This window comes from Acidimicrobiales bacterium, assembly GCA_041394265.1.
Classification (GTDB): Bacteria; Actinomycetota; Acidimicrobiia; order Acidimicrobiales; family SZUA-35; genus JBBQUN01.
In genome coordinates this window covers 74237-100255 of the sequence record JAWKIO010000005.1, presented here as the reverse complement: position 1 = coordinate 100255, position 26019 = coordinate 74237, and the positions used below count along the sequence as shown (strand labels likewise).

The 26019-nt window shown below is 67.4% G+C and carries 19 protein-coding genes; 15 read left to right on the top strand and 4 right to left on the bottom strand.

Annotated features, from left to right (window positions below; all coding sequences use genetic code 11):
- Nucleotides 1-79: 79 nt before the first annotated feature.
- Nucleotides 80-1348 carry an acyl-CoA dehydrogenase family protein gene (locus R2733_00555; protein MEZ5374968.1) on the bottom strand — a complete coding sequence of 423 codons (1269 nt, stop codon included), beginning with the start codon at nucleotides 1346-1348 and terminating at the stop codon, nucleotides 80-82.
- A 120-nt stretch (nucleotides 1349-1468) separates the two neighbouring features.
- Here R2733_00555 and R2733_00550 point away from each other — a divergent pair, with 120 nt between their 5' ends.
- The 12 genes from R2733_00550 (at nucleotide 1469) to R2733_00495 (ending at nucleotide 19738) form a co-directional block, all read left to right on the top strand.
- Nucleotides 1469-2029, top strand: a complete 561-nt coding sequence (locus R2733_00550; protein ID MEZ5374967.1) for a DUF1697 domain-containing protein — start codon at nucleotides 1469-1471, stop codon at nucleotides 2027-2029.
- Between the two features lie 145 nt (nucleotides 2030-2174).
- Nucleotides 2175-3644, top strand: coding sequence for a circularly permuted type 2 ATP-grasp protein (locus R2733_00545; GenBank protein MEZ5374966.1), 1470 nt, complete (start codon nucleotides 2175-2177; stop codon nucleotides 3642-3644).
- Nucleotides 3644-4612 (top strand): alpha-E domain-containing protein, encoded by a 969-nt coding sequence (locus R2733_00540; GenBank protein ID MEZ5374965.1) that lies wholly within the window; start codon nucleotides 3644-3646, stop codon nucleotides 4610-4612. The genes R2733_00545 and R2733_00540 overlap by 1 nt, the downstream gene beginning before the upstream one ends.
- Nucleotides 4613-4615: 3 nt before the next feature.
- Nucleotides 4616-8089 (top strand): transglutaminase family protein, encoded by a 3474-nt coding sequence (locus R2733_00535; GenBank protein ID MEZ5374964.1) that lies wholly within the window; start codon nucleotides 4616-4618, stop codon nucleotides 8087-8089.
- 104 nt (nucleotides 8090-8193) lie between these two features.
- A complete protein-coding gene (locus tag R2733_00530) occupies nucleotides 8194-10842 on the top strand; it encodes a circularly permuted type 2 ATP-grasp protein (protein ID MEZ5374963.1) in 2649 nt (882 codons plus the stop codon).
- The gene (locus R2733_00525; GenBank protein MEZ5374962.1) at nucleotides 10839-11708 is read left to right on the top strand and encodes a transglutaminase family protein; all 870 of its coding nucleotides are present in this window, start codon (nucleotides 10839-10841) and stop codon (nucleotides 11706-11708) included. Before R2733_00530 ends, R2733_00525 begins: the two co-directional genes overlap by 4 nt.
- Nucleotides 11708-12703 carry a putative zinc-binding metallopeptidase gene (locus R2733_00520; GenBank protein ID MEZ5374961.1) on the top strand — a complete coding sequence of 332 codons (996 nt, stop codon included), beginning with the start codon at nucleotides 11708-11710 and terminating at the stop codon, nucleotides 12701-12703. Before R2733_00525 ends, R2733_00520 begins: the two co-directional genes overlap by 1 nt.
- Before the next feature lie 240 nt (nucleotides 12704-12943).
- Nucleotides 12944-13915: a methyl-accepting chemotaxis protein gene (locus R2733_00515; protein MEZ5374960.1), complete on the top strand. Its 972-nt coding sequence runs from the start codon at nucleotides 12944-12946 to the stop codon at nucleotides 13913-13915.
- A gap of 87 nt (nucleotides 13916-14002) precedes the next feature.
- Nucleotides 14003-15271: an MFS transporter gene (locus tag R2733_00510; GenBank protein ID MEZ5374959.1), complete on the top strand. Its 1269-nt coding sequence runs from the start codon at nucleotides 14003-14005 to the stop codon at nucleotides 15269-15271.
- 72 nt (nucleotides 15272-15343) lie between these two features.
- A complete protein-coding gene (locus R2733_00505) occupies nucleotides 15344-16906 on the top strand; it encodes an AMP-binding protein (GenBank protein ID MEZ5374958.1) in 1563 nt (520 codons plus the stop codon).
- A gap of 58 nt (nucleotides 16907-16964) precedes the next feature.
- Nucleotides 16965-18425 (top strand): amidase family protein, encoded by a 1461-nt coding sequence (locus R2733_00500; protein ID MEZ5374957.1) that lies wholly within the window; start codon nucleotides 16965-16967, stop codon nucleotides 18423-18425.
- Nucleotides 18426-18433: 8 nt separating this feature from the next.
- Nucleotides 18434-19738: an NAD(P)-binding protein gene (locus R2733_00495; GenBank protein MEZ5374956.1), complete on the top strand. Its 1305-nt coding sequence runs from the start codon at nucleotides 18434-18436 to the stop codon at nucleotides 19736-19738.
- A 127-nt stretch (nucleotides 19739-19865) separates the two neighbouring features.
- On the opposite strand, the gene R2733_00490 is transcribed toward R2733_00495, so the two are convergent.
- Entirely contained in the window at nucleotides 19866-21401 is a 1536-nt protein-coding gene (locus tag R2733_00490) for an ATP-dependent DNA ligase (protein ID MEZ5374955.1), read from the bottom strand.
- A 202-nt stretch (nucleotides 21402-21603) separates the two neighbouring features.
- Between R2733_00490 and R2733_00485 the strand changes: the two genes are divergently transcribed.
- Nucleotides 21604-22683: a ResA-like WAxxUGC motif-containing protein gene (locus R2733_00485; protein MEZ5374954.1), complete on the top strand. Its 1080-nt coding sequence runs from the start codon at nucleotides 21604-21606 to the stop codon at nucleotides 22681-22683.
- 103 nt (nucleotides 22684-22786) lie between these two features.
- On the opposite strand, the gene R2733_00480 is transcribed toward R2733_00485, so the two are convergent.
- On the bottom strand, nucleotides 22787-23260 hold the full coding sequence (locus tag R2733_00480; protein MEZ5374953.1) for a transcriptional repressor: 474 nt from the start codon (nucleotides 23258-23260) through the stop codon (nucleotides 22787-22789).
- Between the two features lie 110 nt (nucleotides 23261-23370).
- On the opposite strand from R2733_00480, the gene R2733_00475 reads away from it, so the two are divergent.
- Together R2733_00475 and rarD are read left to right on the top strand one after the other, a co-directional pair.
- Nucleotides 23371-24078: a Bax inhibitor-1 family protein gene (locus R2733_00475; GenBank protein MEZ5374952.1), complete on the top strand. Its 708-nt coding sequence runs from the start codon at nucleotides 23371-23373 to the stop codon at nucleotides 24076-24078.
- A 79-nt stretch (nucleotides 24079-24157) separates the two neighbouring features.
- Nucleotides 24158-25096 carry an EamA family transporter RarD gene (gene rarD, locus R2733_00470; protein MEZ5374951.1) on the top strand — a complete coding sequence of 313 codons (939 nt, stop codon included), beginning with the start codon at nucleotides 24158-24160 and terminating at the stop codon, nucleotides 25094-25096.
- Here rarD and R2733_00465 read toward each other — a convergent pair.
- On the bottom strand, nucleotides 25052-25936 hold the full coding sequence (locus R2733_00465) for a 3-hydroxybutyryl-CoA dehydrogenase (protein ID MEZ5374950.1): 885 nt from the start codon (nucleotides 25934-25936) through the stop codon (nucleotides 25052-25054). The genes rarD and R2733_00465 overlap by 45 nt on opposite strands.
- Between the last annotated feature and the right edge of the window lie 83 nt (nucleotides 25937-26019).

Below are 26019 nucleotides of genomic sequence, written 5' to 3'. Positions count from 1 at the left end.
CCCGACGTCGTGCCGGTTGGCAACTTTGGCGAGTTGAGCCCGCTCAGGGGTGTCAACTCTCCAGAGTTGCGGGAGAAATTCAAGCTCGAACACCCTTCGGGGCCGATTGGTGCATGAAGCCGAACATGTAGCCGGCCACGCGGCGCATCTGGATCTCGTCGGCGCCCTCGGTGATCCGGTAGCGGCGGTGATGGCGGTAGATGTGCTCGAACGGCTCGTGGCGTGAGTAGCCGAGGCCGCCGAAGACCTGCATGGCCTGGTCGGCGGCGTCGCAGCACAACCGGTTGGCCGTGTAGTTGCACATCGACACCTTGTCGGACACCGAGAACGCGCCGTAGGTGTCCATCTGCCATGCGGTCTTGTGGATGAGCGCCCGTAGCATCTCGGCCCGGGTCTGGAGTTCGACGAGCGGGAACTGGATGCCCTGGTTGGTGGCGAGCGCCTTGCCGAACGGCTTGCGCTCACGGGCGTAGGCGACGGCCCGGTCGATGCAGTATTGCGCTGCGCCGAGGCTGGAGGCCGCCTGGCGGATCCGGTTCTCGTTGAAGAAGTGCTGCACCACCTGCAGGCCCCGACCCTCGCCGCCGAAGATGTCGGCGTCGGAGACGCGGACATCACGCAGGCTGACATGGGCGTGGTCGGTCGGCATGTTGAAGGTCCACAGGTATTCCTCGACCTTGAACCCCTCGGCCTCGGCCGGCACGAGGAAGCAGGTGATGCCCTCGCCGTCGCCGGGCTTGCCCGAGGTGCGAGCGAAGACGAGGTCGTGCGACGCCTTGTGGATGCCGGTGTTCCAGGTCTTCTCGCCGTTGATGATCCACTCGTCGCCGTCGCGCACGGCCGCCGTTTCCATGTGGGTGGCGTCGGAGCCGTGCGCCGGCTCGGTGATGCCGAAGGCAAAGCCGCGAGTGCCGTTGGCCAGGTCGTCGATCCATTCGGCCTTCTGCTGCTCGGTGCCGTAGGCGATCATCAGCAGCAGGCCGACGTTGTTGCCGACGATGGAGTGCTCGTTCTGCAGATCGTTGTGGAGACCGAGGCCCTTGCTGGCGAAGTGCTCACGGATGATCGCCATGCCGAGGTTGGTGCCGTTGCGGCCGCCGTACTCCTCGGACAACGGGTAGCGGTAGTGGCCAGCCTCGTCGGCGAGTCGCTTGACCCGGTGGAGGAGCTGCTCCCACTCCTCGTTCGGGAGGCCGCCGCGATCCCAGTCGGTGCGTGAATCCTCGCGCCGGTGGTCGAAGAAGCGGATGTTGTCGTCGGCCTCTTCGATCGGTTTGATCGTCGACTCGATGAAGGCGTCGAGTTCGTCGAGGTAGTCGGCGAGGTCTTGGGGGATGTCGAAGTTCACGTCGTACTCCAGTCGAGGGGATCGAGCGATCGGCAGTCGAGTTCGGCCCGGTCCCGGGGGGCATGCGATCGAGTCTGGCACCGATGGGCGCAACGTTCGAACTGGCGTCACACTGGTCGCATGCCGAACGACACCGTCCGCTTCGCCGCCTTTATGCGGGCGATCAACGTGGGGAAGCGCCGAGTGAAGATGGCGGCGCTCATCGAGCATGTGGAGGCCCTCGGTTTCGTCGATGTGCAGACCCTCATCGCCAGTGGGAACGTGGCCTTCAGCGCTCCGGAGAATCAGTCGGTCGACGATGTTCGCGTGAACTTCGACGGCGGGCTGAGCGAACGGCTGGGGTTCGAGGTCGTCTCTGCGTTTCGCACGCCCGCCGAGATCGACGAGGTCATCGCAGCCGAGCCCTTCGGTGCGCCCGGCGACCCCGGCTGGACCGACGACGACGTGGTGCATGTGTCGTTCCTCCTGGGCGAACCAGCACCTGAGGCCGCCGAACGCCTCGCCGCGCTCGACACACCCGAGGACCGGTTCGCCATCGTCGGACGCGAGCTGTACTGGCGGCGACGGGGCAAGCTCAGCGAGTCGCCGCATTTCGCCACCAACTTCGCCAAGCTGCTGGGCGTCGAGTCGACGGCTCGTCGGCTCGACACGGTCGTGAGGATGCGACCTCTGTTACGTTGAGGTTTGTGCTTCTGATCGATGGGGATCGACGGACCGTGGCCACGAAGACTGCGCAACCAAGACAAAACAAACGCGTCAGGTCTCTTCACGCTCGTGAAACAGAGTCGACGTGACCCGCTCGTTCCGTCCCGGTACACATGGGCCAGTGACTCTTTCCTGGACCGACTATGACGCCTCGCATGCGTTCGACGAACTGCTGCAGGCCGACGGGACACCCCGGTCGGGGTGCGCGTCGCTGGTCGAACGGTTGCAGCAGCTCGGTCCGGAGCTTCACGACCGCCAGCTCGCAGCCGAGGCGGTCGTGCGGTCGCTCGGGATCACGTTCACGCTCTACACCGAGAATGGCAGCATCGACCGCAACTGGCCGGTCGACGTCATCCCACGGGTGATCGATGCTAGCGAATGGGAGCAGGTGAGCGACGGCCTGATCCAGCGACTGCGGGCGCTAAACGCGTTCATCGACGACCTCTACCACGACCAGCACGTCCTCGCCGATGGCATCGTGCCCCGTGATCTGATCACGGGATCCAGCAACTACCGGCCGGAGTGTGAAGGTGTCACCGTGAAGGACGGCGTCTGGGCCCACATCTCCGGCAGCGACCTCGTGCGAGACGGCTCGGGCCAGTTCGTCGTGCTCGAGGACAACCTGCGGGTTCCTTCCGGCGTGTCCTACATGCTCGAGAACCGCCAGGTCGTGAAGCGGGTCTTTGCCGACCTGTTCCGAGATCTCGACATCCTCCCTGTCGATCTCTACACCGATCGACTCGGGGCCCAGATGCGGGCGCTGTCGCCCCGATCCGGCATCGAGCCGATCGTCGCCGTGCTCACTCCCGGCATCTTCAACTCCGCCTACTACGAGCATGTCATGCTCGCGAACCGCATCGGCGCCCATCTCGTCGAAGGGTCCGACCTCGTGGTCGAGGACGACATCGTCTACATGCGGACCGTGTCGGGACTTGTACGGGTCGACGTGATCTATCGCCGGGTCGACGATCTGTTCCTCGACCCCGCCGAGTTCCATCCCGATTCGGTGCTCGGTCCCCGTGGCCTGATGGCCGCCTGGCGGGCCGGCAATGTTGCCATCGCCAACGCTCCCGGCGCCGGTGTGGCCGACGACAAGGTGCTCTACTCCTACGTGCCCGAGCTGATCCAGTACTACCTCAGCGAGGAGCCCAAGATCGCAAACGTGCCCACGTGGCGCTGCCTCGATCCGGAGCATCGGTCCTACGTCCTCGACCATCTCGACGAACTCGTCTGCAAGCCGGCGAACGAGTCGGGTGGCAAGGGCGTCACGATCGGGTCGATGTCGTCGGCGGCCGAACTCGCCGATCTACGGGCCCAGATCGAACACGACCCTCGGAACTGGATCGCCCAGCCCATTCTCGAACTGTCGACGGCTCCCACGATCTGCGGCGATCAGATCGCCCCACGCCACGTCGACCTCCGCCCGTTCGTGCTCTCCGGTGCCGACCCCTATGTCAGCGTCGGCGGCCTGACGCGGGTGGCGTTGCGGGAGGGATCACTCATCGTCAACAGCTCGCAGGGCGGCGGCAGCAAGGACACCTGGATCCTCGACGCCGGCAACCAACGGCCAACCACGAAGGACACCGACTGATGCCATCGCACACCTCACCGCTGCTGCTCTCCCGTGTGGCCGAATCGGCGTATTGGGCAGGGCGCTACCTCGAGCGAGCCGAAGGAACGGCCCGTCTGATCAAGGCGCACGCCGACCTCATCATCGACCTGCCGAAGAGCGCTGGCCTCGGTTGGGGGCCGTTGCTGGCGCTGGTCGGGATCGACCCGACGTTCGTCAGCCACCATCCGAACGCCACCGAAGACGTGGTCGTGCACCATCTCACCGCCGACGAGGCCAACCCGAGTTCGGTGCGATCGTCGATCGCCTCGGTGCACCGCAACCTGCGGGTCACCCGATCGGTCATGCCGGTCGAGGCCGCCGAGGTGCTCATCGACCTGCACAACACGGTGCAGGACACCGCCGATCAGGCGGTCGACCGGCGCACCCGCAACGAGTGGCTGTCGATGGTGATGCGGGGCTGCCAGACCCTGTCGGGCATCCTCACCGAGACCATGACCCACGACGATGCCTACTGCTTCTTCAGCGTCGGGCGTCGTCTGGAGCGGGCCGACCTCACTGCTCGGGTGCTCGATGTTCAATCGGCCGTCCTCACCGGACGGACCCCCGACCAGATGGTGCCCTACAACGAGCTGCGCTGGACTGCCGCGCTGCGCTCGGTGTCGGCGCTGCAGTCGTTCCGGCGAAGCGGCGCCTCGAGTACCGGCGAGGCCACGGTGGCGTTCCTGCTCCACGACGCCAAGTGTCCACGCACCATCGAGTCGTGCCTCGTCGAATCGTCTCGTTGGCTGCTCGAGATTCCCGGCCATGAGGAACCGATGGCCGCCTGCGCATCGATCTCGGCGATGGTGCAAGACATCGACGTCGAGCAACTCATCGACGGCCGACTCCACGACTTCAGCGAAGCGCTGCAGGAGTCGATCTCGATGCTGCACTCACGGATCGAAGCCACCTGGTTCGCTCCGGATCACGCGGCCGTCGGGAGCTGAGACATGACCATCCGGGTCGCGCTCGAACACACCACCACCTACGCATTCGACCGCCCGGTCAATCTCGGTCCCCACGTGGTGCGGCTGCGGCCTGCCCCGCACACTCGCACACCGATCGACGCCTACTCACTGCGCATCGAGCCGGCCGAACACTTCCTCAACTGGCAGCAGGATCCCTTCGGCAACTTTCAAGCCCGACTCGTCTTCCCCGAGAAGACCACGAAGTTCGAGGTGAAGGTCGACCTCATCGCCGACATGTCGGTGATCAACCCGTTCGATTTCTTCCTCGAGGAGTCGGCCGAGCGCTTCCCGTTCGAGTACGACGCCGAGACCCGCGCCGACCTGACCCCGTATCTCGCACCGCTGCCCGACGGCAAGCTGCTGTCGTCGTGGATGTCGAAGGTCGACGCCAGCGAGCGTCCTCGAACGATCGACTTCCTCGTCGAGCTCAACCAGCGCCTCGCCAACGACATCGACTACTCGCTCCGCATGGAACCGGGGGTACAGACCGCCGAAGAGACCCTCGGTTCGAGGCGCGGATCGTGCCGTGACTCCGCCTGGCTGCTGGTGCACATCCTGCGTCGGGTCGGCCTGGCGGCCCGATTCGTCTCGGGTTACCTCGTCCAGCTCGTCGCCGACGTCGCCCCGCTCGAAGGCCCATCGGGGCCCAGGGAGGACTTCACCGACCTCCACGCCTGGACCGAGGTCTACCTGCCGGGCGCCGGCTGGGTCGGACTCGACCCCACATCGGGCTTGTTCGTGGGGGAGGGGCACATCCCGTTGGCGGCCACCCCGTCGCCCTCTACTGCAGCACCGATCTCGGGACTGGTTGACGAGGCCGAGGTCGACTTCTCGTTCTCGAATGTGGTCACCCGGATCCACGAAGACCCGCGGGTCACCAAGCCCTACACCGACGAGCAGTGGGACACGATCAACCAGCGCGGCCACGAGGTCGACGAGCGACTGCTCGCCGGCGACGTGCGCCTCACCATGGGCGGCGAACCGACCTTCGTCTCGATCGACGACTTCGAGTCACCGCAGTGGAACGTCGCAGCCGACGGGCCGATGAAGCGTCGCCTGGCAGCCGACCTGACCGGGCGGCTGTTCGATCGATTTGCCAAAGGTGGCGTTGCCCACCACGGTCAGGGCAAGTGGTATCCGGGCGAGCCGTTGCCCCGATGGCAGCACGCCCTGATCTGGCGGACCGACGGTGTGCCGATCTGGAATGATCGGTCGCTGCTTGCGTACCCGCGGGAACTCATCGAGAACGATCTCGCCGTGTCCGACCGGCCGGCGCAGAGCGAGCGGGCCCGCGCCTTTGCTGCCGCGCTGGCAACCACGCTCGGGGTTGGCGATCGCTCGGTCAAGGCCGCCTTCGAGGACCCGCTGCATTCGCTGTGGGAGGAGGCACTGCTCCCGCAGGGGCCGGCCCCCGCCGACGACCTCGACCCCACCGATCCCGACCTGATCGAGGAGCGACGCCGCCGTGCGCTGGTCGCGAACTTCGACAACCGGGCCGGCGCGGCGACCGGCTGGGTGCTCCCGCTGTTCCGGCGCAGCGATCGCTGGCAGTCTGCCGAGTGGTCGTTCCGTCGCTCCGAGCTGTTCCTGCTGCCGGGCACCTCGCCGATCGGCTACCGGCTGCCCATTCGGTCGCTGCGCTGGGACCCATTCCCCGTGCCATTCGAGACCTCACCCTTCTCGCCGCAGGTGCCGTTCCCGGGTGCGGCGCCGATCGTGCACCAGTCGAGCGATTCCCTGGCCGGTGGCCTCGTTCCCGGTGAGGGCCCGGCCACCGGTGTCGGCCCGGGCGATGGCGTCGGTTCCGGTGCGGCAACGGGCCCGCGCCTGGCCGACGGTGCCGGCAACGGATCGGGCGGCGGCGATGATGCGTCCGACGACGGGCTCGACACCGCAGCGGGTTCCGTCACCTACGGCGGCGTGACCATCGCCGGCGATGCGCCACCGACCGCCATGTGCTTCGAGGTTCGCAGCGGCCAGCTCTACGTGTTCCTGCCGCCGCTCGACACGGCCAACGACGCGCTCGACCTCCTGTCTGCGCTCGAGACCACCGCCGCCGAGCTCGGTGAACAGATCGTGATCGAGGGCTACCCGATCCCGAGTGACCCCCGGCTGCGCAACATCGTCGTCGCTGCCGATCCGGGCGTGATCGAGGTGAACGTGCCGCCGGCGTCGGACTGGGACGAGCTGGTCTCGATCGTCGAAGGCGTCGACACCGATGCCCGTCAGAGCCGGCTGGGCACCGAGAAGTTCGATCTCGACGGCACCCACACCGGGACCGGCGGCGGCAACCATGTCACCCTCGGCGGGCCCACCCCGGCCGACAGCCCGCTGCTCCGTCGGCCCTCGTTGCTGCGGTCGATGGTGACCTACTGGCAGCATCATCCTTCGCTGTCGTATCTGTTCTCCGGTCGGTTCATCGGCCCATCCAGCCAGGCGCCCCGAGTCGACGAGGCCCGCCACGAGTCGCTCTACGAACTCGAGACCGCCTTCGCCGAACTCGATCACCGGGGCGACGACGACGTGCCGCCGTGGCTGATCGACCGGCTCCTGCGCCACCTGCTCGTCGACCTCACCGGCAACACCCACCGGGCCGAGTTCTGCATCGACAAGCTCTTCAGCCCCGACTCCGAGCGGGGCCGGTGGGGCGTGGTCGAGCTCCGGGCATTCGAGATGCCACCCCATCCCCGGATGGCGCTGGTGCAGGCGCTGCTGGTGCGCAGCATCGTCACCCGCTGCTGGGAGTCGCCCTATCGACACCAGCCGGTGCGATGGGGCTCGGCCCTGCACGACCGCTACCTGTTGCCGTGGTATGTCGAGCGCGACATCCACGACGTGCTCGACGACCTGGCGAACCACGGGATCGACCTCGACCCGGCGTGGTTCGATCCGTTCATCGAGTTCCGCTTCCCCCGTCACGGCACCGTCACCGTTGGCGACGTCACCCTCGAACTGCGAGGCGCCGTCGAGCCGTGGCACGTGCTGGGCGAGGAGGCTACGGGCACGGGTACGGCCCGCTACGTCGACTCGTCGGTCGAACGGCTCCAACTCCGGGTCGACGGACTGATCGACTCCCGCCACGTCATCACCTGCAATGGTGTCGAGGTCCCGCTGACCCCCACCGACGTGCCCGGCCTCGCCATCGCCGGCATCCGGTTCAAGGCCTGGGCGCCGCCGTCAGGGCTGCATCCCACCATCGGCGTCCAGTCGCCGCTCACGTTCGATGTGGTCGACCGGTGGCAGAAGCGGTCGATGGGCGGCTGCCGGTACCACGTCGTCCACCAGGGCGGCTTGGCGTATGACTCGATCCCGGTGAACGCCAGCGAGGCTGAATCGCGGCGCCAGACCCGGTTCGAGGCGATCGGCCACACGCCGGGAACCATCGACGTGGTCCCCACCCGGCTCTCGTGGCACCGCGAGTATCCTGTCTCCCTGGATCTCCGACGAGCTCCGTGACGATCTGATCCGGCCCCGCCGGATCGTGCGTCGACCCTGCCCCGAAAGCGATGTGCCGATCACGGTGCAGCGCTTGCCCGAGACCGCCCGAGAGCGTTGCGATCGTGACCACCGAACTCACCACGACGATGCTCGATACGTACCGTCGTGAGCTGGGTGGACTCGATGAGCTGGCGACGCCGACCGGCATTCGCAACCACTGGCATTCGTTGGCCACGGCGCTCGAGACCCTCGGGCCCGAGGAGCTGACGAGGCGACAACTCGACGTCGAACGACTCCTCGACGCCGATGGCGTCACCTACCGCAATCTGGAATCCGGACAGGCGCAGCCATGGAGCCTCGACGCCATCCCGCTGCTGATGTCGTCCGACGAGTGGGCGGTGATCGAGGCCGGTGTCACCCAGAGGGCCGTGCTGCTCGATCTCGTGCTGCGCGACCTGTACGGCGAGCGGATGCTGTTACGGCGAGGGGTGATCCCACCGGCGCTGGTCTTCGATCACCCCGGCTTCCTGCGACCGTGGGACGGCGTGGCACTCGCCGACCATTCGCAGCTCTTCAGCTACGGGGTCGACCTGGCTCGCAGCGCCGACGGCTCGTTCCAGGTGTTGGGCGACCACGCCCAGGCGCCGTCGGGTGCCGGGTATGCACTGGAGAACCGGATGGTGCTGTCCCGGGTGTTCCCGAGCATCTACCGAGATGTCCAGGTGCATCATGTGTCGCCGTACTTCCGGTCGCTTCGGTCCGGTCTCCAGCAGCTCGGCGGGCACCACAGCGACGATCCCCGGATCGTCGTGCTCAGCCCTGGTGCCCGGTCGGAAACCGCGTTCGAGCACGCCTACCTCGCCTCCTACCTGGGCTACAGCCTGGTCGAGGGCGACGACCTCGTCGTCCAGGGCGGGCATGTCTACCTCCGGTCGCTCGGTCATCTCGAGAAGGTCGACGTGATCCTGCGTCGGGTCGACGCCGGCTACTGCGACCCGCTCGAGCTTCGCCCCGAATCCCAACTCGGGATCCCGGGCCTGGTCGAGGCGTGCCGCCGGGGCAACGTCACCGTGGTCAATCCGCTCGGCAGCGGCGTGATCGAGAACCCGGCGCTGCACTGCTTCCTCGAAGCGGCCTCCAAGGCGCTGCTCGGGCAGGACCTGCTCCTTCCCGGTATGGCGACCTGGTGGTGTGGTGAGCCGTCCAGCAGACAGTTCGTGCTCGACCATCTCGAGGAACTGGTGTGCAAGCCGGTGTCTCGTGAGACCTCGAGCCGGTCCCACTTCGGCTCGACGATGTCGAAGGCCGAGCTGTCGCAGCTCCGCAAGCGGATCGAGGCCGAGCCCCACCGCTGGGTCGGTCAGGAGCCGTTGGCGATGTCGACCACGCCCACCCTGACTGCCACCGGTGTCGCTCCGCGCCGCACCCTGCTCCGCACGTATGCGGTGGCACGAGAGGACTCCTTCACGGTGATGTCGGGAGGGCTCACTCGAGTGGCGCCCGATGAGACCACGCCGCTCATCTCGAACCAGTTCGGGGCGCTGTCGAAGGACACGTGGGTGCTGGCCAGCGTGCCGCAACGCCAGACCGAGTTCTGGTTGCGCTCGGGGCCGGCGATCGGCGCCGACGACCCAATGGCGGGCCTGTCGGAGCGCGCCGCCGAGAACCTCTACTGGATCGGCCGCTACGCCGAACGGGCCGAGGCCGTTGCCCGGTTGCTTCGAGCCGTGCACGACCGTCGCAACAACCTCACGCTGGTCGACACCGACGGACAGGACACCATCGACGCCCTGCTCCGAGCGCTCACGATCACCACGTTTGCGTGGCCGGGCTTCGTCGGCGACAACGCCGACGAGCTGTTGGCGAACCCTGACCGTGAGCTGTTCTCACTCACCTGCGACGCCCAGCGACCGGGTTCGTTGGCCTACGCCGTGGCTCGGCTGTTGCGGTCGGCCGAAGCGGTCCGCGACCAGCTCTCGATCGACACCTGGCAGGTCACGAGCACGCTCGAGAAGCAGCTCTACACCCTGTCGACCACCTCGCCGAACCGGCAAGACGTCGTGCAGGGCACGCTCGGCGTGGTGCTGCAGTCCTTGCTGGCCCTCCACGGGCTCATCGGCGAGTCGATGGTGCGCGACGCCGGTTGGCACTTCCTCGAATCCGGCCGTCGGATCGAGCGATTCCAGCAGCTGGTGCGCCTGTTGCGTGCGACGCTCGACCGAGATCACGACACCGCCACCGAGAGCCTGCTGCTGGAATCGGTGTTGGTCAGCGCCGAAAGCATCATCACGTATCGCCGTCGTTATCGCTCACGGGCGCAGGTCGAGACCCTGCTCGATCTGCTCGTCACCGACGCCGGGAACCCCCGATCGCTGCGTTTCCAGGTCGACCGGCTCGAGTCGGCGCTGGCGGCGTTGCCCGGCAACGTGAGTGGTGCGCTCACCGCCGAAGAGCGTCACCTGCTGCCGCTGTCCACCCAGCTCCGGGTGGCGCACTTCGCCGAGCTGGCCGAGCCCAACGAGCTCGGCAACCGTGCTGCGCTGTTCGACTTCCTCACCGACCTCGAAGACCGGATCAACGACGTGGCCAATGCGCTGTCGAACCGCAGCTTCGTGCACCTTCAGCCCCGTCGTTCACTCACCGAGGTCGATGGCGGCGAGACTACGATCAATCGTCACCTTGGCGAGGGTGCGCCCATGCCGAGCACCGGAGGTGGTCAATCGCAGAGCTCCGCGGGTGGCCGATCGCAGAGCACCGAAGGTGGCCGATGACGCACTACCAAGTGGTGCATCGGACCCGCTACCGCTATGACGCGCCCGTGTCATCGTCGTATGGCCAGTCGTGTCTGTTGCCGCGCGACTTCGCCACCCAGCGCTGCGTCGGGTCGCAGCTGGTCATCACGCCCGAGCCGGAAGATCAGCGTGAGCGAATTGATTTCTATGGCAATCGCGTCAGCTACTTCAAGGTCGATCGGGGCCACACCGAGCTCGAGATCGTCGCCACGAGCACGGTCAACGTGTTGCCCGAGCGGGGGGTGCTGCCGCTCGAGGCCGAGATGCTGCTGCGCGACGTACCGGTGGCACTCGATGGCGACGTCGACGCCGTGCACTACCTACTCGACTCACAGCGAGCGGTTGTCGACGATCGGGTGCGAGCGTTCGCCGCGGAGTGTTTCGACCCGGATGCGTCGATACTCGCCGGGGTCTCGAACCTGGTGAGAAAGATCCACTCGTCGTTCGAGTTCGATGCCGAGGCCACCACGGTCACGAGCACGCTCGACGACCTGTTCGAACATCGAGCCGGCGTGTGTCAGGACTTTGCCCACCTGGCGGTGGCGGCGCTGCGGTCGCAGGGTCTACCCGCCCGCTACGTCAGCGGCTACCTCGAGACGATCCCGCCGCCGGGGAAGCCGAAGTTGGTGGGTGCCGACGTGTCGCATGCCTGGGCGTCGGTGATGGTGCCGGGGGCGGGCTGGATCGATCTCGACCCGACCAACGATCAATTCGTGGATGAGCGTTACGTGACGACGGGATGGGGTAGGGACTACGGCGATGTTCCGCCCCTGAAGGGCGTGATCTATTCCGAGAGCAGCAAGACGCGGCTCTCGGTTTCCGTCGATGTCACCAGGCAGGATTGATGCGCCGTTTCCCATGTCCCGCGTGCGGGCGATCCCTCTTCTTCGGCAATGACCGGTGCGGGGTGTGCGACACCGAGGTCGCCTACGTCCCCGCCGACGACTGCTTCTCGGCCCTCGCCGACGTCCAACCGTGTGTCAACCGTGATGGTCCCGGTGTCTGCAACTGGGCGACGACCGACGGCGAGCACGAACACTGCGCCAACTGTCGGCTCGATCTCGTGCCGGATCTGAGCCCACTGGTCGCCACCTTCCAGCAGGCTCGCCGCCGGACGCTCCGGCAGCTGTTCCGCTTCGATCTCGACCCGGCGCAGCTGACCCCGCCGCTGCAGTTCCAGCTGCTCGAGAGCGACGCCGACCACCCCGTCATCACCGGGCACGAGAACGGTGTGATCACGCTCGATGTCGCCGAGGCCGATCCGGTCCGCCTGGCCGAGGTGCGTACGAGCATGGGGGAGCGGTATCGCACGCCGATCGGGCATGTTCGTCACGAGCTGGGCCACTGGTATTGGGCGGCGATGGTCGAACAGAACGCCGACCCGTCGGTGCTCGAGGACTTCCGATCGGTCTTCGGCGACGAGACGCTCGACTACGCGAACGCGCTCGAGAAGCACTACGCCAGCGGGGATGACGGCTCGTGGCGAACGTCGTACGTCACCCACTACGCCTCGTCGCATCCGTGGGAGGACTTCGCCGAGACGTTCGCTCACTACCTCCACCTCGCCGACACCCTCGAGACCGCCCGGTCGTTCCCGCTGGTCGACCTCGACGCGCCCGGCCCGGTCGACGGCGAGCACGACGAGCTGTGGCGTGCCGACTTCGATGTCGTCTACCCCCAGTGGCTCGAGCTCACCACGGTCTTGAACGAGCTCAACCGTTCGATGGGCGTCGCCGAGGCGTACCCGTTCGCCCCGCCTCCGCCCGCCATCGACAAGCTCGCCTGGCTCCACCGAGTGCTCACCGCTGGCCCAGCCGGCCCCGCTCCACTGCCCGATTGAGCCCAATCAATCCGAACTGTGCGTCAGAGTTCCCGCTGCCGACGCGTTTGACGCACAGAACGGGGTTGCCCGGTGGCTTTGACGCACAGAAAGGGGCGGACCTCTCGAAACATGCTCGACCAGCCGGTGTACCACGGCTGGGTCGCCACGTCGGCAGCGGACGCGCGGGCGAGCCGCGGGTCGCTGACTTTCTCTTGACGAGACCTTCTTTCCAGGTTGAAACATCCGAATCTGGCGGGCATGGTCCTTGCTCAACTCCGCCGCAGCAATCACTCCGCGCAGAGCGCCTTCGACGCCGCGATGGCGAATGCCAGGCCAGCGCTCGACGCCCTGCAGCACAACGTCATGATTGCCGACCGGGAGTTGACGGTCCGCTACATCAACCCGATGTCGTTCGCCACGCTCCGTATGGTCGAGTCGGACATCCGCTCGGCCTTCGGCATCGGTGTCGACGAGCTCCTCGGCGGCTCGATCCATCGCATGCATCGTGACCCTGCACGAGTGGAGCAGATCCTTCACCAGCAGGACTCGTTCGTGCTGCCGCACAACGCCGACTTCGCGTTCGGCAACGTGAGCCTGTCCACCTCGATCAACGCGTTCCACGATGAACGAGGCCAGCACGTCGGCTACATCGTGTCGTGGCGGAACATCTCCGAACTCATCGACGCGGAACACCGAGCAGAGGAACTTCGCGAACTGCTCAACACCTCCGCTGCCGCCGTCGAGGAGTTGAACATCTCCATCGTGTCGATCTCGAACGACACCAGCCAGGTGGCCGACATCGCCTCGCAGGTGAGCGACAAGACCAGCGACATCGCACAGAAGGTGGTGACGCTTGACGCCCGGCGGGCCGAGATCGACGTGGCCATGACCGCCATCAACGCCGTCGCCGAGCAGACCAAGCTGCTCGCCCTCAACGCCACCATCGAGGCCGCTCGCGCCGGCGAGGCCGGCAAGGGCTTCGCCGTGGTCGCCGGCGAGGTGAAGGACCTGGCGAACTCGACCGCACTCGCCACCGAAGACGTGAGCGAGCACCTGCGCACCATCACCCAGTCGATCACCAGCCTGCGGAACGACCTCGAGACGATGGGTGGCGACATCCATCAGATCGACGAGTTCCAGACCAGCATCGCGGGCGCCGTGGAGGAGCAGGCTGCCGTCGCCGGCTCGATCGCACAAAACATCAACGAGGCCGCCGACCGGGCCAACTGACCCTGCGGCGAACGCCCGGGTCACAACGGACGACTGCGCCCGCGATGGAATGAGGGATTGCAGCGCCGAGCGCAATAGCGTGCGCTGATGTCCGAGACGACCAGCGCCCCGCGGCCGCCCATCCCGGGACCGATCCGCGCCCTGCTGCTCGCCCGTTTCCTGATCACCGTCGGGGTGGTCTGCCAGGTCACGATCGTCGGCAAGCAGGTCTACGACATCACCGGGTCGGCGCTCGATCTCGGCCTCCTCGGTCTCGCCGAGTTCCTCCCCACGGCGCTGCTGTCGCCGATCACCGGATCGGTTGCCGACCGCTTCGACCGGCGCAAGGTGCTGCTCGGAGGCCTGCTCGGTGAAGGCGCGGCGGCGCTGGCGCTCGCCCTGCTGGCCGAAGGCTCGAGCACGTCGGTCGCTCCGATCTTCGTGGTCGTCTTCGTGTTCGGCGTCGCCCGCGCCATCGTGTCGCCGCCGATTCGGGCCCTACCGGTCGACCTTGCGCCGGCCGGCATGGTCGAGCGGATCCTGGCTGCCATCACCCTCACCTTCCAGATCGGCGCCATCATCGCTCCGGTCATCGCCGGCTTCCTCTACGTCGTGTCGCCGGCGACGCCGTATTGGTTCACCCTCGCCATGCTGGTTGCCGGCTGGTTCACCCTGGCGCTGTTCGTGCCGAGCGTTGCCGTGTCTCGTTTGGCGGCACCGGCCGGGATCCGAGGTGCGCTGCACGATGCGTTCGAAGGTCTGCGGTTCGTGGTCCACACGCCGGTGCTGTTCGGGGCCATCGCTCTCGACCTGTTCGCCGTGTTGTTCGGGGGAGCGGTGGCCCTCCTCCCGATCATCGCCGACGAGCGTCTCGGGGTCGGTGCCGTCGGCTACGGCTGGCTGCGGGCGTCGATCGGGATCGGGGCGGCGTCGATGTCGCTCGCCATCGCCGCCCGTCCGATCACTCGGCGGATCGGCCCGGTCCTGTTGTCGGTCGTTGCGCTGTTCGGTGTCGCCACCATCGTGCTCGGGCTGACCACCAACTATGTGGTCGCGTTCGCTGCCCTGTTCGTGCTGAGCGGCGCCGACAGCGTGAGCATGTTCATCCGCTCGGCCATCGTGCCGATCGCTACGCCCGAGCACATGCGGGGCCGCGTCCTGGCGACCGAGCAAGTGTTCATCGGCGCATCGAACGAACTCGGCGCGCTCGAGTCCGGCGTCGCGGCTGCGCTCATCGGCACAGTCGGCGCTGTCGTGTCGGGCGGGATCGGCACGATCATCGTGGTGGGACTGTTCTGGCGGATCTTCCCCGACCTCTCCAAGGCCGACCGATTCTCCGAACTGGCCCCGACACCCACGGCGCCCTCGACCGCCTGAGCCCGACCCGAGCAGCGGTGGCGCGCGGGCCAGACGGTGCAAAGTGGCGAGATCTCGGCCATATTGTGGCCCATGGCCTCTCACATCTTCACCAGCCCGTTGCCCGACGTCACGATCCCCGAGGTGCCCCTCGGCGAGTACGTTTTCCGCAACGCCGCCGAGCATCCCGACCGGCTGGCCATGGTGTGCGGCATCACCGGCACCAGCTACACCTACGCCGAGCTGCAGGACCACATCGCCCGACTGGCCGGGGGCCTGTCAGCTCGCGGCTTCGGCAAGGGCAGCACGCTCGGCCTCATGGCGCCGAACATGCCGCAGTACGCCATCGTCTTCCACGCCGTCGCCCTGCTCGGCGGCATCGTCACCACCATCAACCCGGTCTACGGAGCGGAGGAAGTCCGCTTCCAGCTGAACGATGCCGGCGCCACCCTCATCATCACCGTCCCCGACTTCGCTGCCACCGCGGTCGCGGCCATGGAGGGTTCGCCCGCCACCGAGGTGGCGGTCATCGGCGGTAGCGACGTCGAGGGCACGCTCGACTTCGCCTCGCTCTATGGCGAACCGGTCGGCCAGACACCGGTCGACCCCATGAACGACATCGTGGTGCTGCCGTACTCCTCGGGCACCACCGGCCTGCCCAAGGGTGTGATGCTCACGCACCACAACCTGGTCTCGAACCTGGTCCAGATCGACGCCATGATGCCCTACGAGGACGGTGAGGTTGCGCTTGCCGTGCTGCCCTTCTTCCACATCTACGGCATGCAGGTGCTGATGAACGGGCTGCTCGCCGAGGGTCTCACCACCATCACGATGCCCCGCTTCGACATGCAACGGGCGCTCGAGCTCATCCAGGAACGCAAGGTCACCCAGTTCTTCGCCGTGCCGCCGATCGTGCTCGGCCTGGCCAAGCACCCGATGGTCGACGACTACGACCTGTCGTCGATCCGCAAGATCTTCTCTGGCGCGGCACCTCTTGGTGGCGATGTCGCCGAAGAGGCCGCCAAGCGCATCGGCACCGAGATCATCCAGGGCTATGGCATGACCGAGCTCAGCCCGGTCTCGCACGCCACGGTCACCGGTGAATACCGGGTCGGTTCGTGTGGCTTCACCGCTCCCAACACGGAGTGCCGCGTGGTCGACGAAGACGGCAACGACCAGGGAGTCGACGGCGAGGGCGAGCTCTGGGTGCGGGGCCCGCAGGTCATGAAGGGCTACCTCAACAACCCCGACGCCACCCGGGCCACGATCGATGAGGATGGCTGGCTGCACACGGGCGACGTCGCCCGATTCGACGCCGACGGCCACATGTTCATCGTCGATCGGGTCAAGGAGCTCATCAAGTTCAAGGGCTTCCAGGTGCCGCCGGCCGAGCTCGAAGCCCTGATCATCAAGCATCCTGCGGTCGCCGACGTCGCCGTGATCGGCGTGGCCGATGACGAGGCCGGTGAGATCCCGAAGGCCTATGTGGTGCTCAAGCCAGGAGCCGAAGCGACCGCCGAGGATCTCCAGGCATTCGTCGCCGAACACGTCGCTTCCTACAAGCAGGTTCGCCTCGTCGAATTCACCGAGGAGATCCCGAAGTCGGCATCCGGCAAGATCCTTCGTAGATTCCTCAGGGACCAGGCAAAGGGCTGATCGCCCGGAGCCGCCGGGGCCGGGGTGCCGACACCCCGGCGGAGCCAAGGAGTGACGCATGGATCTCAGAACCGCCACCACCGTGGAGCTCCTGCGGGCGCTCGAACGGGGGAAGGTCTCGAGCTCCGAGATCCTCGAGGCCCAGATCGAGAACTTCGAGCGCTTCAACCCCGAGATCAACGCGGTGATCGCCCACGATCTCGACCAGGCCCGAGCCGAGGCGAGCGCCGCCGACGATCTCTACGCCTCGGGCGACGAGCGGGGTCCGCTCCACGGCCTGCCGATGACCGTCAAGGACTGCTACGAGACCACCGGGCTCCCCACCATTGCCGGTGCGCCCGAGTTGATCGGCCACGAGCCGTCACGTGACGCCACCGTGGTCCGCCTCCTGCGGCGGGCCGGCGCCATCATCTGGGGCAAGACCAACGTGCCCTACATGGCCGGCGATCATCAGACTTACAACGAGGTCCACGGTCTCACCAAGAACCCGTGGAACACCGATCGCACCGCCGGTGGTTCGTCGGGTGGTGCGGCGGCGGCGATCGCCACCGGCATGACGACGGCCGAGGTCGGCAGCGACATCGGTGGCAGCATCCGCCAGCCGTCGAGCCACAACGGCGTCTACGGCCTCAAGACCACGTTCGGCCTCGTCTCGGGTCGGGGGCACATTCCCGGTCCTCCCGGTTCGGTGGCCACGCTCGACCTCGGTGTGTTCGGTCCGATGGGTCGCTCGTGCGGCGACCTCCGGGCGATTCTGGAAGTCCTCACCGACACCTCCACCGCTGCCAACGGTGTGCCGGGCCTCGTGCTGCCGCACCAGGACGAGCCGGTCGACATCGAAGACCTTCGCATCGGTGTCTGGGCCGACGACTCGCTCTCGCCGGTCGACTCCTCGGTGGTCGGCGTGATCGAGGCGGCGATGGCCGGGCTGCAAGACGCTGGGGCCAAGGTCGATCCCGACGCCCGCCCGCCGTTCGTGGCCGAGCAGCTGTGGGACACCTACCAAGACCTGCTCGCGGCAGCGCTGTCCACCGGGTTCCCCGACGACTTCTACGACAAGCTGGTCGAGCGGGCCGCCAACGGCGGCACCGATCCGCGGGCCCAGATGGCCCGGCGGGTCACGATCAGTCATCGGGCCTGGCTCGAGGCCGACGAGTGCCGGTCGCAGGCGCAGGTGGCGTGGAGCGAGCTGTTCGAGCACCACGTCGACGTCCTGATCGCCCCGGTCTCGCCGGTGCCGGCCTTCGCTCACGACACCGAACGGGCGTATGACGACCGCACGATCAGCGTGAACGGGGTCGACGTGCCCTATCGCAACCAGCTCTTCTGGGCTGGACTCGCCACCATGCCCGGTCTCCCCGCCATCACCGTGCCCCTCGGGTTCTCGCCCGACGGCATGCCGATCGGGATCCAGATCATCGGCCCCCAGTGGTCCGATCACCGGCTCATCGCCATCGGCGAGGAGATCTCCTCGGTGCTCGGCGTCAACTTCACCCCGCCGCCGCTCACCGCACGCTAGGGACGGTCGTGGGCAGGGTCGGGGTCGTCGGTGCCGGACCCGCCGGCTGCCTGACGGCGCGTCGACTGGCCGACGCCGGTCACGACGTCACGCTGTTCGAGGCGGGCAACCGGCCCGTGCCCACCGTCGACTTCGCGTCGTTTCTCGGGCGTGACGACGTCCGCTGGGCCGACGACGATTCGATGCCGCCAGGGGTGATTCGGGCTCGGGCCGTCGGTGGCGCCTCGGCCATCAACGGGATGCTGCTCTCGGCGCCCGACTCGACCGACCTCGCCTCGTGGGACGCAGCGCTCGGACTGGATCCCGGGTCGGCCCGAGCCGCGCTTGAGCGGGTGATTGCCGAGGTGTCGCCCCAGATCGCAGCGCCGGGTCCGCTGGCCCGAACGCTGAGCGCAACGGCGCTCGAGCAGGGCGAAGGCATCGGCGGCTCGACGCTCGATGTCGACGCTCGTGGGTTGCTGGTCACGGCGCTGGCGGCTCGCAGTGGTGAGCGGCGAGACGCTGCCACGGTCTACCTCGACGGTGCGCCCGATGGGCTAGCGCTGGTGACCGACACGGTCATCACGTCGCTCGACCAGCCGGACCTCTCTGCATTCGATCATCTGGTGATCAGTGCCGGTGCGCTGGCCAGTCCGCCGTTGGTTGCAGCAATCGAGGCTGGAGTTCGGCCAACGGTTGGACAACAGCATCTCGCCGTTGCGCTTCCGGTGCCTTTGCCGCCGGCACTCCAGACCGAGCGGGACCAGCCGGCGGTGACCCGAGTGCTGCGGTGGGCGAGCGGCCTCGGTGATGGGCTGCCGGGCGCCTCGGCGGTTCATTCCGACGGGCGCGGCGACGAGCCGGTCGATGTGCTCGAGCGATCGAGGGCCGACCTCCAACTGGTCGTACTCGACCACATGGGCTGGGATGCGGCCGGGCGAGGGCAGGGTCTCGTGCTCGTCAGCTTGCTGTCGGGCAGCGAGCTGGGGCGAGCGACGACCGAGCCCGATCGGGCTCGTCTGCGCCTCGGGGTTCGTCGAGCGCTCGACCTCATTGCGGCTGCCGGCGTCGAGGCCGCCGTCGATCTCACGATCGACGCCGACGACGCTGCGATCGATTCGTGGGTGGCGATCCAACCCAACCCGGTGCACCACGTCACGAGCACGCTCCCGCTCGGGACCCATGTCGGACCGGCCGGGCTGGTCAACGGCCGCCGCGACCGCAGCGTGATCGACGCCTCGGTACTCCCGGTCTCGCCGCGAGCCGACACCAACATGGCGGTCATGGTCATGGCCGACCTCCTCGCCACCCAACTCATCACCCACCTCGCCTGACCCAAACAGCGACACCCCCACCCGTTCTCGAGACCCAGAGCGACAGTTCTGACGCGCTGGGACTCCGAATCGGGCGGCCGTGTCGCCCCTCGTCTCAGGTTCCGACAATCCGAGCGACTCGACTCGGTCAGAGCAGCGCCTGGAGGGTGGTGATGGTGTCGGCCGACTCGGGCGAGCGGTCGGGGCGGTAGCCCTTGACCCGGGCGAAGCGCAGGGCCACCCCGCCGGGATAGCGGGTCGAGCGCTGCACCCCGTCGATGGCGATCTCGATCACGAGTTCGGGACGGACCATGATCGTGTAGCCGTCGTCGCTCACGGCGAGCTCAGCGAGCGCGGTGGTCTGCCAGGCCAGCAGCTCGTCGGTGAGGCCTTTGAACGTCTTGCCGACCATCACGAACTCGCCGGTCTCGGAATCGCGAGCGCCCAGGTGGAGGTTCGACAGCGTGCCCTTCCGACGGCCGTTGCCTCGCTCGACGCCGAGCACCACCAGGTCATAGGTGTAGACCGGCTTGACCTTGCGCCAGGACTTGCCCCGGCGCCCGGCCTCGTAGCGACCGTCGACCGCCTTCACCATCACGCCCTCGTGCCCGCTCGCCAGCGCTTCGGCCAATGCGGCCTCGGCTCGCTCGGGATCGTCGGTGACGACGGCGGGGATGCGGTGCTGGGCCGCCACTCGGTCGAGTTCGCAGCTTCGGACCGACAGCGGCTCGTCGATGAGGTCGACCCCGTCGAGGTGGAGCACGTCGAAGAAGTAGGGGAGAAGGCTGAATCGTGGTCCGGACTCGGTGCCGAAGGTGGCCATCGTGTCCTGGAACGGGCGTGGAGCAGCATCGGCATCGAGCCCGAGCACCTCACCGTCGAGGATGATCGACTCGACCGGCAGCGACCGAGCAACGGCGACCACGTCGGGAAGGCGATCGGTGACGTCGTTCAGGTTGCGGGTCAGGACTCGCACCTCGTCGCCGGCCCGGTGCACCTGCACCCGGGCGCCATCGAGCTTCCACTCGACCGAGGCCATCCCGACGTCGGCGATCGCCTCGCTCGCACTGGCGGAGGTGGCGGCCAGCATCGGCTCGATCCCGCGCAGCACCTCCAGCCCGACAGCGGCCAGTCGCTCGTGCCCATCCGGTCCGAGCGCCAATTCGGCTGCCGCTGAAAGATCGCCCAACAGCATCGCCGCTCGTCGGAGCGCGGCCAGCTTCACCGGATGGCCGAGTCCACGCTCGCTCCGCAACGTCGAGGCCGCAACGATGGCGCCAGTGACCACGCCGGCCAATGCACCCTGGCGGACCTCACCAACGATGAGTCGCCGTACGAACGCCACCTCGATTGCCGTGGCCCTCGACAGCAGCGAGCGCAGCACGTCGTCGCGCGCCGCCACCGAGCCGGGACCGCTGATGCCGGCGAGCGCTTCGAACGCCGAGTCGAGGTCGTCCACGGTGAGCGTGGGCGTCTCGACCTCGTCGGCCACGAGCTTGGCGGCGGTCGCCCAACCGACACCGATGCGACCCTGCGGGATCTCGCCCGACAGGTAGGCGACGACCGGGGCGATCTCGTCGGGTTCGAGGTCGGCCAGGGTCTCGGCGAGGAGTCGGATCTTGTCGTTCCGGGCCGACGTGGCCGCGACGGCGGCCGAGGTCGAGGCAACTCGGTGGAGCAGCATGACCACCAAGCATGCCACCGCCCCTCGCCTGACGCCGTAGCGGGCGGCTCGGCTTGTCGATTCCGGAGAGCCAGAGCGTCAGTGGGTGGCGAACTGGAGAGCGAGGGCGTCAGAAGTGTCGCTCAGGCTCTCGAGAACGGTGGGGGTGGGGGAGCGGCGGTCGGTGGGGCGGAGGGCGAGGGGGTGGTCTAGGGTCGGGCGGGTGATCATCGATTCGACATCGGTTTCGCCCGAGGAGTTCGCCCGCCGTACCGGTTGGGAGGCCAAACCCGAGGGCTTGTGCAAGGGCGACGCCTGCGTGCCGGCGCCGGGGGCGCTGCTCGACTCGGGCGAGCTGAGCGTCGCCGTCCTGGCCGAACGGCTGGGCATGCCGCTGTTGACCGACGAGGCGACTGGCCTCATGGCGCTCGGTCCCGACACCGTCGGCTCGGGCCGGGCACTGTCGAGCGCCGTCGCTCCCGATCTCGAACTGCCCGATGCCGATGGCAATCCGTTCAAGCTGTCGTCGTTGCACGGCCGCAAGGTGCTGCTCGTCGCCTGGGCGTCGTGGTGAGGCTGTCGCACCAGCCTGCCCGTGTGGCAGGCTCTGCACGCTGACTACGAAGCGGCCGGACTCACGGTCGTCACCGTCGCCCTCGACGTCGACACCTCCAAGGCCCTGCCCTGGATCGAGGCGGCGGCGCCCACCCATCCGTCGCTGATCGACAACAGCCACGTCTCCAACGCGCTGTTCGGGTTCAACAACGTGCCCATGGCGGTGTGGATCGACGAGGAGGGTCGTTTGGTGCGACCGGCCGAGAGCGCAAGCCTCGAAGGTCGGCCCAAGGGCGGTGAGCTACCGGAGGGACTGCCGGAGCGTTTGGTTGCGGTGATGACCGAGGTCGGCAAGATCCCCGACATCGGCGAGCGCTACCGGGCGGCGGTCATCGACTGGATCGAGAAGGGGGCCGACAGCGAGTTCGCCCTGACCCCCGATCAGGTGATCGCGCTCTCGGCGCCTCGAGAGGATCACCACGCCGAAGCGGCCGCGGCGTTCGAGCTCGGCCAGCACCTGCGCACGGTGGTCGGCCATCGGGCCGCCGTTCCATGGTGGCGTCGGGCCCACGAGCTCGATCCGAGCAACTGGACCTACAAGCGCCAGGCCTGGACCATCGAGACCACACCCGAGGGCGAGGCGTCCGACCTCCTCCAGGCACCCACCGACACCTACGAGTCGGGCTGGGTGGAAGACGTCATCCGCCTCGGCGGCGGCGAGAACTACATCACCAAGCCCTCGTTCTGAGCGGTCCGCCGTCAGTTCCTGAGAGCCTGAGCGTCAATCGCCCTCGTTCTGGAGAGCGAAAGCGTCAGAACTGACGCTCTGGCTCTCGAGAACGGTGGGGTGGTCAGGGGGCGGGGGTGCAGGTGCGGCAGGTGCCGACCAGGTCGACCCGGTGGTGGGCGCCGGTGAAGCCCTCGGCCGCAGCGGCGGCCGACAACGCCGCGTGCAGCTGCTCCTCGACGGGGTCGGGCAGGGTGACGTCGAGGACGATCCCGCAGCCGGTACACACCAGGTGATGGTGGTGGGTGCCGGTGACGTCTTCGGTGAGCTCGAAGCGGGCGTGGTCGGCGGCGGTGACGATGCGATGCACCACACCGGCTTCCTCCAACACGGCGAGGTTCCGGTAGGTCGAACTCTGCGACAACCCTCCGTCGGTGTCGAGGAGTTCACCGATGGTGAGCGGGGTGTCGGACGAGGCCAGGGCCGCGACGATGGTCTTGCGGTTGGCGGTGTAGCGCTGGTCGAGGTGCCCGAGCCGTGCGACGGCGACTTCGTGGATCTCGCTCACGTCGAGTCCTGGTGCTGCGTGGCCGACCATGGCTCAGACCATAGGCGGCATTGCCCGCAAAAATCCTCGCCCGGCTGGAACCTTCGCGGCCCGGTACGTGGTTGTACGATGCACGCAATCCCCACAGGAGGTTCGTCTCGATGGCGTACGCCAGTCCACTCAGCAATGCTCCGGTCATCACGGCCGACGAGGACACCCGGGGTGCCTTCCTCGTCCGGGTCTACCAGCACGTCGCCCTCGCCGTCTTGGCGTTCATGGCGTTCGAGACCGTCCTGTTCATGGTCGGCGCCGCCGAGGGGCTCTACAACCTGATCTCGGGCAGCAGCGCCATCTGGCTGCTCATCCTCGGCGGGTTCATGGTGGTGCAGTGGCTGGCCAGCCAGTCGGCCCACAACCTCGCCAATCCGGGCATGCAGTACGCCGGCCTGTTCGGCATGGCCGGCGCCGAGGCGCTCATCTTCGCCCCGTTCCTCTACATGGTGTTCAACACCCAGGGCGAGGGAGCCGGCACGGTCGCACAAGCCGCCGTGGTCACCGTCGCCGGGTTCATCGGCCTCACCATCGTCGGGATGATCACCCGCAAGGACCTGTCGTTCATGCGCCCGATGATCATGTTCGGCGGCATCATGGCCCTCGTCCTGATCGGTGCCGCCGTGCTGTTCGGCCTCAACCTCGGCCTGTGGTTCAGCCTCGGCATGGTCGCCCTCACCGGCGCCTCGATCCTCTACCAGACCCAGAACATCATCCGCACCTACCCGGCCTGGGCCCACGTCGGGGCGGCCGTCAGCCTGTTCGCCTCGCTGATGACCATGTTCTGGTACGTGCTGCGGATCTTCAGCCGCCGCTGACGACTGCGCCCCATCGCTGACTGACAGCGCTGCCGGGCCGCCGAATCGTTTCGGTCGGCTCGGCCACTAGCGTGCCCTGGTGACCGAGCGAGGCTACGTCCAGGCGATCGTCGCCTATCTGTTGTGGGGTCTCTTCCCGCTGTACTGGAAGCTCCTGTCGGAGATTCCGTCGAACCAGATCGTGGCCTACCGGGTCACGATCTCGGCCGTCATGCTCGGAGCGGCGGGCCTCCTCACCACCCGGGTCGACCTGCGCCGGGCGTTCGGTGATCGTCGCACGCTCGCCGTGCACGCTGTGTCGGCCCTGCTGATCGGCACGAACTGGCTCGCCTTCCTCTATGCCGTGGCCGTCGACCGGGTCGTCGAATCGAGCCTCGGCTACTTCATGACCCCACTCGTCTCGGTCGTCCTCGCCATGGTGGTGCTGCGGGAACGGCTCACGTCGTGGCAGTGGCTGGCGGTGGCGTTCGCAGCGGTCGGTGTCGCCGTGCTGACGATCGAGGCCGGCGTCGTGCCGTGGATCGCGTTCACCCTTGCCGGATCGTTCGGGCTCTACGGCCTGGTGCGCAAGCTCTCGCCGCTGCCCTCGATCGAGGGGCTGGCCAGTGAGGTGGTCCTTCTTGCCGTGCCCGCCTCGCTGTTCCTCGGCTCTCGGGCCGCCGCCGGCGAACTCGTCGTTCCCGGTGGTTGGCGCTTCGCCGTACTGCTCACCGCCGGGATCGTCACGGTCACTCCGCTGCTGCTGTTCGCGGCGGCTGCCCGATCGATCCCGCTGAGCGCGGTCGGCATCTTGCTCTACATCAACCCGCTGATGCAGTTCGTGTTGGGCGCGTTCGTGTTCGACGAGCGAGTGACGGCCGGACGTTTCGCCGGCTTCGCCGTCATCTGGGTGGGACTCGTGATCTTCGCCTACGACGGCTGGCGACGACGGCCCCGTGCCGCCGTCGTACCGACCGAACGAACCGAACCGGGCTCAGTGGTAGTCGTAGAACCCGCGCCCGGTCTTGCGGCCGAGTAGGCCCGCCTCGCACATACGAGCCAGCAGTGGCGGCGGCGCGTACAGCTGCTCCTTGAACTCCTCGTAGAGCGACTCGGCCACCGCCATGGTGGTGTCGAGACCGATGAGGTCGGCCAGAGCGAGCGGGCCCATCGGGTGGGCACAGCCGGTGACCATGCCCTGATCGATGTCTTCCTTCGAGGCGAAGCCCGACTCGAACATCCGAACGGCCGACAGGATGTAGGGGATCAGGAGGGCGTTGACGATGAAGCCGGCCCGGTCCTTGGAGTGGATGACCCGCTTGCCGAGCTGACCGGCCGAGAAGTCCTGGGCGATCTTCTGGGTCTGGTCGGAGGTGTGGAGCGAGGTGACCAACTCGACCAGGTGGAGCACCGGCACCGGGTTGAAGAAGTGGATGCCGATGACGTGCTCGGGCCGCTTGGTGGCCATGGCGAGCTTCATGATCGGGATCGACGAGGTGTTGGAGGCGAGCACTGCGTCGGTGGAGGCAACGATGTCGTCGAGCTGACGGAACACCGAGGTCTTGGCATTCTCGTTCTCGATGATTGCTTCGATCACCATGTCGCGGTCTTCCAGCGAACCGATCTTCGAGGTGAACACCAGCGAGTCGAGGGTCTTGACCTGATCGGCGACGTCCATCTTGCCGGCCTTGACGGCCCGATCGAGCGACTTCTCGAGTCGGCTCCGACCGGCCTTGGCCGCTTCTTCGCTGGCCTCGATGACGATGGTGTCGATGCCGGCACGGGCCGAGACCTCGGCGATGCCCGAGCCCATCAATCCAGCGCCGATCACGCCGAGCTTGCCGATGGGACGATCGAGGGTGGTGTCAGGAGAAGCCATGGGGGAGAGTCTGGCACCGGACGAGAAAGGTTGGACGTCCACGCAAGAATTTCCGTGGACGTCCAAGCAATGCGGTGGTTCAC